The sequence below is a fragment of the Lactobacillus sp. wkB8 genome, assembly GCF_000761135.1.
GTDB lineage: Bacteria > Bacillota > Bacilli > Lactobacillales > Lactobacillaceae > Lactobacillus > Lactobacillus helsingborgensis.
Genome location: NZ_CP009531.1, coordinates 1,475,418 through 1,488,908 on the forward strand (window position 1 = coordinate 1,475,418; position 13,491 = coordinate 1,488,908).

Annotated in this window: 11 protein-coding genes; 3 read left to right on the forward strand and 8 right to left on the reverse strand. The window is 32.4% G+C overall.

Annotated elements, in window-relative coordinates:
- Positions 1-19: 19 nt before the first annotated feature.
- Positions 20-934, reverse strand: coding sequence for a ribokinase (rbsK, locus tag LACWKB8_RS07005; protein WP_038523859.1), 915 nt, complete (start codon positions 932-934; stop codon positions 20-22).
- A gap of 198 nt (positions 935-1,132) precedes the next feature.
- Here rbsK and LACWKB8_RS07010 point away from each other — a divergent pair, with 198 nt between their 5' ends.
- From LACWKB8_RS07010 to LACWKB8_RS07020, 3 genes are all read left to right on the forward strand, one after another.
- Entirely contained in the window at positions 1,133-2,440 is a 1,308-nt protein-coding gene (locus LACWKB8_RS07010) for an APC family permease (protein WP_038523862.1), read from the forward strand.
- Positions 2,441-2,670: 230 nt separating this feature from the next.
- Positions 2,671-3,417 carry a DUF5986 family protein gene (locus LACWKB8_RS07015; RefSeq protein ID WP_038523865.1) on the forward strand — a complete coding sequence of 249 codons (747 nt, stop codon included), beginning with the start codon at positions 2,671-2,673 and terminating at the stop codon, positions 3,415-3,417.
- Between the two features lie 17 nt (positions 3,418-3,434).
- Positions 3,435-4,574 carry an ImmA/IrrE family metallo-endopeptidase gene (locus tag LACWKB8_RS07020; protein WP_038523868.1) on the forward strand — a complete coding sequence of 380 codons (1,140 nt, stop codon included), beginning with the start codon at positions 3,435-3,437 and terminating at the stop codon, positions 4,572-4,574.
- A 199-nt stretch (positions 4,575-4,773) separates the two neighbouring features.
- On the opposite strand, the gene LACWKB8_RS07025 is transcribed toward LACWKB8_RS07020, so the two are convergent.
- The 7 genes from LACWKB8_RS07025 to LACWKB8_RS07055 form a co-directional block, all read right to left on the reverse strand.
- Positions 4,774-5,163 (reverse strand): DUF3021 family protein, encoded by a 390-nt coding sequence (locus LACWKB8_RS07025; protein WP_038523870.1) that lies wholly within the window; start codon positions 5,161-5,163, stop codon positions 4,774-4,776.
- 2 nt (positions 5,164-5,165) lie between these two features.
- Entirely contained in the window at positions 5,166-5,618 is a 453-nt protein-coding gene (locus LACWKB8_RS07030) for a LytTR family DNA-binding domain-containing protein (protein WP_038523873.1), read from the reverse strand.
- A gap of 1 nt (position 5,619) precedes the next feature.
- On the reverse strand, positions 5,620-6,465 hold the full coding sequence (locus tag LACWKB8_RS07035) for a hypothetical protein (protein ID WP_038523876.1): 846 nt from the start codon (positions 6,463-6,465) through the stop codon (positions 5,620-5,622).
- The gene (locus LACWKB8_RS07040) at positions 6,466-7,320 is read right to left on the reverse strand and encodes an ABC transporter ATP-binding protein (protein WP_038523879.1); all 855 of its coding nucleotides are present in this window, start codon (positions 7,318-7,320) and stop codon (positions 6,466-6,468) included. It abuts the gene before it with no gap.
- A gap of 165 nt (positions 7,321-7,485) precedes the next feature.
- A complete protein-coding gene (locus LACWKB8_RS07045) occupies positions 7,486-9,063 on the reverse strand; it encodes an ABC transporter ATP-binding protein (RefSeq protein ID WP_038523881.1) in 1,578 nt (525 codons plus the stop codon).
- A complete protein-coding gene (locus LACWKB8_RS07050) occupies positions 9,053-10,654 on the reverse strand; it encodes an ABC transporter ATP-binding protein (protein ID WP_038523884.1) in 1,602 nt (533 codons plus the stop codon). The genes LACWKB8_RS07045 and LACWKB8_RS07050 overlap by 11 nt, the downstream gene beginning before the upstream one ends.
- Before the next feature lie 1,088 nt (positions 10,655-11,742).
- Positions 11,743-13,479 carry a DUF2971 domain-containing protein gene (locus tag LACWKB8_RS07055; protein WP_038523886.1) on the reverse strand — a complete coding sequence of 579 codons (1,737 nt, stop codon included), beginning with the start codon at positions 13,477-13,479 and terminating at the stop codon, positions 11,743-11,745.
- Positions 13,480-13,491: the final 12 nt, after the last annotated feature.

The following is a 13,491-nucleotide window of genomic DNA, read 5'->3' on the forward strand; positions in this document are numbered from 1 at the left end:
TTTTACCAAAAATTTGCGTTCACTTAACGAGCCTAATATCTTTAGCAAAAGGGATTGCAGGCTGGGCGCCAAACTTTTGCACTGTTAGGGATGAGGCTTTATTTGCAAAAAGAATTGCTTCTTTTAAATTGGTCAAATCCGTTTTGAGAACACTAGTCATAGCTCCAATAAATGTATCTCCAGCAGCAGTGGTATCAACAGCCTTAACTTTAAATGCGGGAATTAATGCACACTGTCCCTGGTAATCATAAAAAGCGCCTTTTGCTCCAATGGTAATAATAACTGTTGCTACACCCTGCTTGTGTAGTTTTGCAGCGGCTTCTTGGGCGGTTTTTTCATCAATTACTTTGATGCCGGTAATTGTTTCGGCCTCAGTTTCATTCGGAGTAATAATGTCGGTCAATTTTAACAAGTCTGCTGGAATTTCAGCCAGCGCTGGTGCCGGATTTAAAATAGTTGTGACGCCTTCTGCATGAGCAATTTCGAACCCTTTAATTGTTGCTTCTAGTGGCGTTTCAAACTGGGCGATGAGAAAATCAGAATTGGCGATTAAAGCCTTGTTTTGAACAACTTCATTGGGCCCAAAAGCATAATTAGCGCCAGCATAGATAGTAATTGAATTTTGGCCATTATCATCAACAGTAATAAAAGCTTGACCTGTTGATTCATGAGGCGCAGTAGTAATGCCAGAAGTGTTGATGCCTTCTTTTTTGAGCAAATTAAGCATTTCGCTGCCTGGTGCATCATTGCCAACACCACCAATAAAACTAACTTTGCAACCTGATCTGGCAGCCGCTACTGCCTGATTGGCACCCTTACCCCCAGCTGCTGAATAATGACCAGTGGCGTGAACCGTTTCTCCCGGTTTAGGCATTTTCCTTACACGTAAATTGGTATCTAAATTGATACTGCCAATAACAGTGACTCTATTCATTTTTTACTCCTTTAAAGACAATTTTGGACTTTTTAAACCAAATAATAACATATTCAAACTGCCTTTCAACCACATCTGGCTATTGCACTTTTTCAGCAAATTTTTATTTAAAATTAGTTAAGCCACCCTAACTGAACTTTTTATTTTAACGGAGAAAGAATATAATATTTCTTATATTTTAATGAGCAAGGTAAAAATATGAAAAGACAACTTAACTTTTTCGCCGCTTTAGCCACTGTCATGGGCACCATGATAGGCGGAGGCGCTTTTTTTAAAATTGCTAATGTATCAGCATTAACACATAATGCTTGGCTAAGTATAATCGTATGGCCTCTTGCGGGTTTTATCACACTGATGGCTGGCTTAACTATAGCCGAGCTGGCGTCAGTTTATCCTAAAGATGGTGGCCCAGTCAGGTATCTGGAAGAAATTTACGGTCCTAAAGTAGCTTTTCTTTTCGGTTGGTCCTTAATAATTATCTATTACCCTGCTAATATTGCAGCCCTTTCGATTGTTTTCGCCACGCAACTAAAGGAAATACCGCACTTTAAGGATTTATCAACTACTGTGATTGCTTTAATTGTCATGTTGACTATTCTGTTAATTAATTGGATAGGATCAAAATTAAGTGGTCAAGTACAAAAAATCACTTTAGTCATTAAGTTACTGCCGATTGCTGCCATTATCATCTTTGCTTTATTTTATAGGGGTCCCAATCAGTTAGCAGGTGCACCGGCACCGCACATTACTTCTTCATCAGGTGCAATGGCTTTTGGCCAGGCATTGCTTGCCGTTCTTTTTGCTTACGATGGCTGGCTAAGTATTGGTAATTTGGCTAGTGAAATTAAGAACCCGGCAAAGACATTAGCGAAAGCTATCATTTGGGGACTTTTTGGCGTCACTATTTTTTATACTCTTCTTAATTGGAGTTATGTCAGGGTTATTCCGTGGTCAAAAGTTGTGGGTAATCAAACAACGGCCCTACTTACTGCAAAGAAACTCTTTGGTAGTGTTGGCGGTACGCTTGTTGCCACCGGAATTCTAGTTTCTGTTTTTGGCGCGATTAACGGTCACCTGCTTCTTGGTTCTAGAATGCCGTATGTTTTAGGCAAAGAGAACAAATTACCTGCTGCTAAATTTTTTAGTAAGTTGAATAGTAAAACCATTGTCCCTACAAACAGTATGATTTTTGAATGCGCGATCGCTACAGTAATGATCTTTTCCGGAACGTTTGACTCACTAACTAACATGCTTGTTTATGTTTCATGGATATTTTCAATCTTATTGTTTACTGGCGTCTTTATTTCACGTAAAAAACAACCAGATATTTTGCGACCATATAAAACGCCGTGGTACCCTTTACCACCTTTATTAGCCATTTGTGGTGCGTTATTCATCGTCATCACAACTACATTAACTCAACCAGTTCTGGCACTTATTGGCATTCTGCTTACACTGAGCGGCTGGCCGGTATATGTTTATGTGCAAAAAAGAAATCGTACTTAAATTAAGTATAAAAATCTATATTAAAGACTTTTACAGAACAAATAAAAAATATAGCCTTGGAGTATTTTTCTATTTCAAGGCTTTTTATGTTAAATATATTATTACTAAGAAAAATAAATATTTTTAGTCAATTTAGTTAAATATCTCTTTTTAATAATAAATTTTTATCAACTAATATCGTTATTTGACAAAAAAAGTCAACCGCCATATAATATGGTAACAATTAGTTTATGAGTGGAGGTAAACTAAAATTGAACTTTAACAATAAATATATTAGAAAAATTTTACATGTAATGAAAATTACAAAAAAAGATGTTAAAGACGATTATAGAGAGTCTATTTCTAAAACAAATCATAATGGAATTGACTCAGCTGTTTGGGCAAGAAGAAGTGACGAACTTGAGAAGCAATTTTTCGATTGTCCGGAGATTGAAATTTTACATATAAAAAGAACAGCTATATGGCAATTTGATCCAGTATTTGATACTAAAAATGGTACAATATTTTTACTTTTCTCGGATAAAAACCTTAACCGGATTAGAAACACATATTTAAAAAAAGGAAAAAGTAGCCATTACACATTAAGTTTTCTATTGAAAAATGAAGGAATTTTTCCTAAATCCGAACAGTTACATTTTTTCTCTTTAAATAAAGAAGAAATAGAGACTGAAAAAGAAAGAAGAAAAAAAGATATCCAAAAAATGTTAGGGAAAAATGCTGACAATGTGAAAAAAGTAGTTATGGTTAGTGTAACTTACATAAATGATACTGCAATTGATGCCGAGTTATTAGACTATGATTCTAATTTTAAACTGCGTGAGAGTCAGAATGTTTCTGATCTTCTAAATTTAACTTTTTCTGGTGATAATAATACTAATGATATGTCTGATAGCATTATAAGCCACGAAGATTCACAGACCAATAATCAATTAGTCACTTTAAAACAGAAAAAAGCAAAGAAAGATAATAAAAATTAGAAAGTTGAACTAAATTTATGTTTTTTAATGGTAATAGATTAAGAGAGGCTCGCTATTTTAGACAGCTTTCAATTTCACAACTTGCAAAGACGGCTAACGTTTCTAAACAGATGATTTCAAAATATGAACATAATGAATCCCAACCAAGTGGTAAGACATTCAAAAATTTGGTAACATCATTAAAATTTCCATTATCCTTTTTCCAACAAAAAGATAATTTTACGTATGATAATTTTGGAACCTTTTATAGAAGCAGATTAACTTCTACTCAATCAGAGAAAAAGCCTAGTGAATTTTTAAAAAAATACTTAGCTGTTCTTGTTAACTTTTTTGAAGATTATGTTAATTTCCCTTATCTTGAAGATCTAGAATTGTCAGAGAATCCAGATATAGCGGCTAGTCAACTACGAAAAGCTTGGAATTTAAATAATAAGCCAATTTCTAATATGTTAAATCTTCTAGAGTTAAAAGGATTTCATTTGGCAAGCATTAAATCAACTTCTCAAAAAGTAGATGCGTTTGGAAGTCAAATTAAAGTATGTGGTCGCAAATACTATTGCATTTTAATTGATCAAGATAATAATTCTTTTTATCGACAACAATTTAGTCTTGCTCATGAATTAGGTCATTGGGCTCTTCATTCAAAAATAATAGATCCACAAGACTTAGATCCGCAAGAATACCGCGACATGGAAAATCAAGCAAATGCTTTTGCTGCAAGCTTTTTACTTCCTAGTAAAACATTTTCTGAGGATATTAGGCAACACGCCTGTGATTTAAATAAATATATAGATTTAAAGAGAAAATGGAATGTATCAATAGCAAGTATGATATTTCGGGCGAAATCTTTAAATATTATTTCTTCCAAAGATTTTATTGTTTTACAAAAAAGGATGAACGGACGAAGATGGAAGAAATGTGAGCCATTTGACGATTTACATACAGTCCCAAAACCAATGGGAATGAAACAAGCTTTTGAACTTTTGGTTAAAGCAAATATTATTGGTGATGAGTCTTTGGAAACAATGTTTGAGCAACAATATAACTTAAGTCTACCACCGGAAATTATTGCAGAGTTAGTAGGAATTTCTGTTAAAGATGTAACAAAAAGCAAAAAAGAAAAAATTGTCAAATTAAAAATTTTGAATGACAAATAGTAGCTTAATATATATAAATTTCTTAAATTTAAAAATTAAGACAATGTAGTTATTTATGCTGTAAACAATAAATCAAGTTAGTTTTTAAGAATTAGACAAATAGGTTCACTAGTAAAACTACGAAAATTATATTTAAATAATTAAAAAGCCAGAATTTTATTAATTAAAAATTCTGGCTTTTATATATCGAAGTCAGATTCTATTTTCTAGAATTCCTCTTTTTAATGCTGGAATTAATTTCCTTAACAATCCGCACTTGCGACAAAATAACGATCAGCCAAATAATGATATAAACTAATATAAATACGCCTATCAACCAAAAATTAATCGGCCACTTATTTATCCAAGACATTAATAACACCAGCAAAAATGTGCCTATGATATGAACACTAAAGGCAATAGCAGGTGGTATATCCATTGCAAAAATCATTGATAAAATGCCTATTAACCCTGAAATAATAAAAACAGAAATAACACCTAAACGGCTAGGAACACTAGGTGATGCAAAAGTGATAATGATCAAATAAGTAGTTGCACCAAAGCCAACACCGGTAAAGAAATAGTTAATGAAATTACTCAATTTTCTCATTTTTATAGCCCCAATTCTTTTTTTAATGCCGGCAAATATAATCTGGAAACGTCAGCTTTTAAATTATTTTTTAAAAGTGCGATCATATTTCCTGCAAAGCCTACTTCTATCGATTCCAGAAAATTAATATTGATAATGCCATGTTTAGAAACTTGAATAAACCCATCACCCAATTTTTCAAGTACCTGATATAAGCGACCAGTGGTTTTTATTATGTCTTTAGTAGTATAAAATGTGATATCTGTTGTTTGGATTTCTACTTTAATAATCTCAGTAGGTTTAACTGTTACTATGCGGTCTTCTACCTTAATTGGTAAAAGATGATATTTCTTTTCGCCGAATTTATGCAAATAATCTATTAAATTATCAACTACTTCACTTTTTTGAGCTGCCTTAATTTCAACTTCAATGTCTTGTTTGTTTAAAGCAGAATCGGTCTTAAATTCAATCTTCACTTTACTTATTGCGCCTTCTGTCAATGGTAAACGAAAGTAAAATAATTACTAAAATTAGTATTGCAATCATTAAAAGTAAAACAAACATATTATTTAGTCTATTATTATTAATTTTATACTGTATTCCTAAATAGTTAATTAAATGCCGTTTTACGTTGGTAGGAAAAGTTGCTAGTGTCTGCTTAAGTAAAAAACCTCTTAAAGCAGCTGCTTCATAACTACTTGGTACTAATTTTACCAAATTTTGTGCTCCAGAAACCAATATACCGTAAGGTAAATAAGTTGCAACAGCGAAACCGGCAGCAGCGCCAAGTACGGCAGAAAACCGACTAAAAGTAGTGCTGGAATGCATGAAAAAAGCGATAACTTCATCTAATAAAGTCGCTCCCAGAGCGCCCAATAAAATAAACAGCAATCCGGGTAAAAGTGCTTTTTGAGGAATCGTCACATGATCAACTAATGAAAAGTACAATGCCATTACGATAAAGGTAATGATTTGCATAAAAAAGCTGACAACTGTACCGGATAAAATGTAAGCAAAATTTTGTGCAAACTGTGATATGCCTGTTAGCTTAAAATCAGCGTCGGCTCGCGTTTCGCGGTCACTTACTTGCTGCCCCAAAGCCTGAAAAGCAGTAGTAATACCAGAAACCGCAACAATACCAGCTATCATCCACAAATCTAACATTTTAGTAACGTGAGGTAAATTTTGCCAATTGGATTTTAAATTGTTTTGCAAAAAGCCAATATAAATAAAGAAAGATATCAGTGCACCCAAGCATGACATAATTACACCAATAATGTTAGAAAAATAGATTTTTAAATTTCTGCGAAATAGAGCAATCATTTATTGTATCTCCTTCCCAGTAATCTGCAAAAACGCATCATTGATCGTTCCCTTAGAATAAGTGAAGTCAGTGATATTTGCTTGATTGTTTTTTAATAATTCAACGGTTTCTTGGGCCGATAGAGCATCAATTTCAACTTGCTTACGATTAAGCCGAATAACTTTTTGATTAGTGTTCAAAGCTTGAATGTTATCAACAGTAAGTATTAATTTATTAGGAGCAAATTCGTTCTTAATCGTTGCGGCAGAACCACTGGCTAAGATTTGACCATTTTCAAGAATATACATTTGATCAGCATTTTCAGCTTCTTCTAAATAATGCGTTGTCAAAAAAATAGTAAGTTCTTGTTGTTGTTGCAGTTTGGTTAATAATTCCCAAATAGCATTTCTTGTTTGAATATCAAGCCCTGTAGTTGGTTCGTCTAGAAACAGTAAATTCGGTTTACTTATCAACGCACGGGCTATATCTACCCTTCTTTTTTGACCACCTGATAAAGTGCCAAACTTTTGCTTTAAAAAGTTTTTGATGCCGATTAAGTCAATTAATTGTTCAAGCCATTCCTGTGAAAATTTGGGGTACATCTTTGCTCTTAAATAAAGATTATCTTTAACTGTTAACTCGTTATCTAAAATGCTATTCTGAAAAACTAAGCCTATTTTCAAATCTGTCGCGTATGAAATGACTCCTGAAGTAGGCTTTAATAATCCGGTTAGCATATTAATCGTGGTAGATTTACCCGCACCATTTGTCCCTAAATAAGCAACAAGCTGTCCCTCTTTAATTTGAATATTAGCTTTATTCACTGCAATTTTTTTACCAAATTTTTTAGTTAATTCCTGAGTTTCTATTAGCATAATTAACACCAACCTTTTTAATTTAAATTAATCATACTAATAAAAACCAAATTTGAAGCACAATATATAATAAGTGAACATAGAAGAAACACAAAAAGCTAAAAATAAGACATGAAAATAAAAAAGGCGTTAATCAAAAATTTGATTAACGCCTTTTAACTATCACTATTTACTTAAATGAATCTCGCGGTCAAATAATTGCTGCAATTTTTCATCGAAATTATGGGCGATGAAAATGACAGTGCCCGGCAATTTAAGGAGTTCTTGCAGGATTGCTCTGGTCCCTTCCTGATCAATTGCACTTGTGCCTTCATCAATTAACAGAATTTTGCTGTCATGTATCTGGGTACGCGCTAAAATTATTTTTTGTCTTTGACCGCCAGAAATATTTAGTTTTTGCAAATTTACTTTGGTTTCTATACCCTGAGCAAATTGCGTCAAATCTGGTTTTAATCCAACGGCAACTGCAGCGGGTTCAGCTAGTTGATTTAACCGAGGATCAAACATCGTAATATTGTCTTTAATGGTGCTGGGAAATAAAACAGGATCTTGGGCAATGTAGCCGATTTTAGCTAAATCAGGTTTAATCACTTTTCCCTCTTGATCCTTAAACGCTATTTTTCCCGAACTTGGTGGCAAGATCCCTAAAAGTAGTTTAAATAAAGTTGACTTGCCTGTCCCGCTGTCACCTGATAGCAAAATTTTTTCGCCATACTTAACAGTGATATCAGGGAATTTTAAAGTTTCACCATTAGGAAAACTAATTGCCAAATCTTTTGTACTAAAAGCATAAGGTGTTGCTAAGTTTTGTTCATCGGTTTTTACTGGTAAAGTCGCTGTAGTAACTCTATTTCTTAAAGTTTTACTGCCCTTAATTAAGCCGAAATAGAATGGCAAGTATTCGATTGCCAGCGAAATATAGTGGCTAAAATTACCGATAACCGCAATCGCACCAAACGTGACCAGACCGCTTTTAATTAAAATACCCGTCCAGACGAACAATATCAGGATCATAATTTGCGCAACACCATTAGTAATAATGGACAGAACTTGTTGCTCCTGTGTCTGCTTGAGATTGGCTTTTTCTAAGTCGCGTGCACCTTTATGCATAACGCTGGTTAATTTATCACCAGCAAGATACCGCTCTAGTTCAGCAATACCGCTTAGCCATTTTTCAATCAGATCCAAATACTGCCTATTTTGACGAGATACTTTCTCCGTGGCTCTTTGCAGCGGCTTTTCAATTATTTTAGGTAAAACAAGGGAAACGGCTACCGAAATTAAGATGAGCAGCAACAAACTCCAGTGCATCGTCAGCAAGGCAATTACGGAGAAAATAACATAGCCTAAAAAATTACAAATGACTGGAATTAAGTTAAAGGACTGATTGTTAACCGTATTAAGATCATTGGTCAGACGATTTTTAACTTGCGAAGTTTGATAATTTTTACGGTCATGGTAGATATGACTTACCATTTTGCTTCTTAACGTGTGATTAAATTCTTGAATTTTTCGTGTTAGTAAATATTCAGAGCCCCAGTCAAAAGCATACGATGAGAGATAAGCTAATGTAGTAAAAATAATGATTAACAGCCACGCTTGACCGTCATGCTGGCGCAAAGCAGTAAATTCCCACATATTTAAGTATGATGCACCGATTAAAACAACGGGTTGCAAGAGGCTAAAAAGCACAATGAATATGAAACGAATTCGATTGGTATGAAAGAAGTTTTTAAAAGTCATGGTGGTTCTCCTTCTGGCTTACTAACCGAATCGTTTTATCAAACATATTTTTAACTTCAGAATTAAGATTATGAGCAATCATGATCACAGTCTTATTAGTGTGAACAAGTTCAGCAATAATTTGCTTAGTTGCTTTACTATCAATGGCACTTGTCGCTTCATCCAGCAAAATAATTTCATCAGCGAAAACTTCTGATCTGGCAAGGATAATCTTTTGCCTTTGACCACCGGATAAATTATTTTTATCCAAATCAACTTGGGTATCAGTCCCTTGGGGAAATCTCGCAATGTCGCTCTGCAATTGCACTTTATTAATTAAATTAGTTACTTGATCCAACAACTGCTGGTGAAACATCACGATATTTTCCGCAATTGTTCCTGGAAACAATTGCGGATCTTGAGCAATGTAACTAATCCGGTTTAAATTTGGTTGAAAAGCTTGCCCTGCACTATTTCTAAAAATAATCTGCCCTTGATAAGGCTTGATCTTACCCAAAAGAGCTTGAAGCAGTGTTGACTTGCCAGTTCCGCTATCGCCTGCAAGTAAAACTTTTTCACCCTTATTGACCACAAAATCGGGATATTTAATTATTGGACCATTAGGATATTTAAGCGCCAAATTTTTAATTTCAATTTGGGCAATTTGAGCAGATGAACCTTTTTGTCTTGATTTAGTGTTAGAAATCAGACTAGCAGTAGTTTGATTGATATTTTTAGTAGATTTAATCTTGACCGCAGCACTTGTAATAGAGGATACAGCTGAAAAAATACCAAAAGCAAAAGAAGTCGAAGCTAATGCCGCCCCAATTTTTATTTGACCAGTTAAAAATAGGATACCAGCTAAAAAGGCAATCGACATTTGCCCTAAAGTATTACCAATTCCATTAATTGTATTGGAAGCACAGTTTTTGTTGGTTTGATTGACTTTGGACTTTTCCAACTTCTCAGCGTAGCTGCTCATTTCTTTATTTAAGATCGTCCAAGCATGATACCGCCGCAGTTCATTTAAGCCATTGATCCATTCACCGATACCAGTTAAAAAAGCGCTAGTATTTTGCATCACTTTTCTACTTGCCTCTGAAGTCATGCGCGCCATTATTTTGGGTAAGCTTAAATCAATTAAAACAAAAAATGCAGTTAGTAAAACGAAAGACCAATTTAAGCTAAAAAGAACGCCAGCAGAAAGCAAGATAATGAATAAATTGCTAAGAACATTAACCCACGGCAGAGCAAAATCGCTGGTTAAAGTATCGAGATTGCTTTGCAGGTAATTCTGCATTTGCGCGACTGTCGCATCGTTTTCAGTATAAAAATGGTCTACCATTTGCCCTCTTATTTGATCAAGATATTCCTGAATCTGTGCGTTAAAAAGGTAAGTCGCCAAAGGCAGAATAAATACACCACAAACTACCGGGATAAATTCAATTAATTGCCAGCGAATGTAAACTGGCAAATTGCCGACGCTTAATCCATTAACTGCAAATTGAAAAAAATATTGGTCAAGTGAGCCGGTGACAGCGAAAATAAAATAAAGTAAAATAATAAAAATTGCTCGTTGTTTATTAGAGCTAATCAGTCCCTTTAATGTCATATGCTTGCGTCTTTCATTTTATGCTAAATCAATTTTATTAAATTTATCTAATAATAAAATGAATTAGCAAGGGTGTCAAATTAGCAGATGAAATATAGTCGTCGGTTATAAATAAAAAACTAATTTCTTTGAAGAAATTAGTTTAAAAATGTTTAATTTTTGATTTGGTAGTTTACAGTAATATCGATAATTAATAGTATGCGTTTTGAATCTAATCTTTTTATTTAATTTCTTTGCCATTTTTTGATCTAGATACCTTTTGTTACCTAACTCTCTTTTTAAAAGTTATGAACTAGCACAAACTTTGTGTGCTATAGTCCCTTGTTAACAGCTTTTTTGATAGCACAGTCAGTCTTATCTAAGTGTTTAAAGACATTAAAGCAGTAATTTATTAAAAGCTCAACAAGACAATTTCAGGAAAACTTGTGTAAATTATCCATACTTTCAGTTCCGACGTATGAATTATATCGGTCATTCTAATTCAATTGATATTAACATCCGCTTGGTATGCATACCCTTATAGGTATGTGCACTAGTTTGTAGAAATCAATTCTTCTTGGTAAAAGCATTAATTAAACTTGACTTTCCAACTCCTGAATTACTATAAACAAAGAGTTTCTAAAACTAAATATGTGAGGATAGTTGTGCAATTCCCTTTTTTGCGACACATGACGTATGAAAATATTAAATTTATTTTTTATATAATTTATTCTCTATTAATGGGGTCATATTTTTCAAGATAATTACAGTCTTATGTTCATAATAGCTCCTTTTTATAAAACTTAAAGGAAAAATAGAGTATACAACTTTTATATTTTTATAAGCCATTAAAATATGCTTAAAATTATCATTTAAAATATAACCACAAAAATGTAATATAAAAACATAATAAAAAAAGTTTACCTATCTCAATTAAGTAATTTCTTAGCACTTGGCTCGTTTAACAATCATTAAAATATAGATTTAGCTTTTCATGGCAATAAAAACAAAATGAAGAAAGATATTTTGAAAATTATGTAATTCTGTTTAGGTCATGTAATTCTATTTTTATTCAATATTAGCCTTATTAGTTTTAAAGCATCTATTAATTATCTATATTGTATTTTCGAAGTTGTAATTGTAATATTCTTATCACAATATTTGATAATTTCAGCTATATAATTTAAATCTTGAATAGATTTTGGACCAACCATAATTTCTTTAAACTTTAAAGGTAACTTATTTCCTTTTTCATCATATAGATATGTATGCATCTTATATCCCCAAGGTATATTATCTATTTTTTGATATTCAATTTTTGTTAAATCTTGCTGATTTACCAATATTCTATATTCATCTTCATATTGATAATCAACTTTTTTAAACAAAAATTTGAGAATATCCATATATTTTCTCCATTTTTGCAAAATTTTTGAATTATTTTCATTAGTTTGAAGTTTTTTTTGCATTATCGTTTTAATTTCTTTTAAAGAGTTCCGTATCTCATCTTCAGGGTCTTTTTCAAAGTATTTTTCAAGGTCGTCTTCAGAGTCTTCTGAAGTTTTGTTGTTTTCTGATGTTGAGTATGGCAGAAAAACGTCACCATTTTTTGGATTAAGATAGCAAATTTTATATATACAGTGCTTTTTAATAAGACTATCACAAAAAGATTTACTATCAAAAATTGTAAAAACCCCTTTGGCATTATCACCATATTGTTTCCATAAAGGTAAATTATCTTTAACTGGAGTGGTAGAAGCTAGGTAATTATTGGTACTTTCATATTCATTTGTATCTATATCTAAATACGAAAATAACACTTTCCCTTCCATAGGATCATTCAATTGGTTACCATTAGTTAGTCGAAGACTTGGAATAGATTTTTCTTTTGTAGAAGGTTTTATTTTACCATTACTGTCACTATTCTCCTTGGAAATAGGTAATAAATATTCTAATGTTGCCAAAGAAGTATACTGACCCAAATGCTCTGGTATTTCGTTGATGCGAAGAATATCTTGAATTCGGAGGACATTTCTGAATATTTTCTTATCATCCTCGATGTCACTGTCAGATTCTTCTAACAATTTCGGTACTTTTTCTGAAATAACTTGATAATAGTTAGTGTCATCCATAATGATACTAACGAATTTCACAAAGTCACTTTCCTCTAAACCCGATATAAATTTATTTACATTCTTTAATCTGTATATGATTTCTTTTATTTCTATATACTCCTCATCATCACCCATATATTCATTATTAATAAATCTCTTGAAATAATTATAAAATTTAGGTGCATTTTTAGCTTCAAGTTTGTTTGCAACTAATTCTGAAAAATTTATACCAATTTTATTACAAAAATTTGCTAAATTGTATGGCTTATCTCCTTCTCTAATTAAACCATTATCTATCAATTCTTCTTTCTCATTATCAAACTTTTGATAAAAAGGATTTTCACTTGGTTCATTTTGAAGTTTTTTCTCAATATATTCTAGTTTTTCTTTATTTATAGTGATATCATGAGTCGTTTCTAAAAAATCATTTAATTTTTCAGAACCGATTTTTTGGGCTAATGAATCATAAAATTCTAAATTTGTATGAAAACCAAGAAACTTATATTCGCTCAAATCACTAAAGCTAGAAATACCTTGTATTTTAGTTTCATCCTGAAATTTAAAATTGTTATCAACAACTAAAATTCTGTAACCAGTATCATAAAAGTCCCAATCTTTTAAAAATATACTATACAACATACAATTTCCATAATCGTTCCAATTATTAAAAATAAAATAAATTGTATCTTCATCAGGTTGATAAATATTTTCATTCGAAAACTTATAATTCATTTATTTTACCTC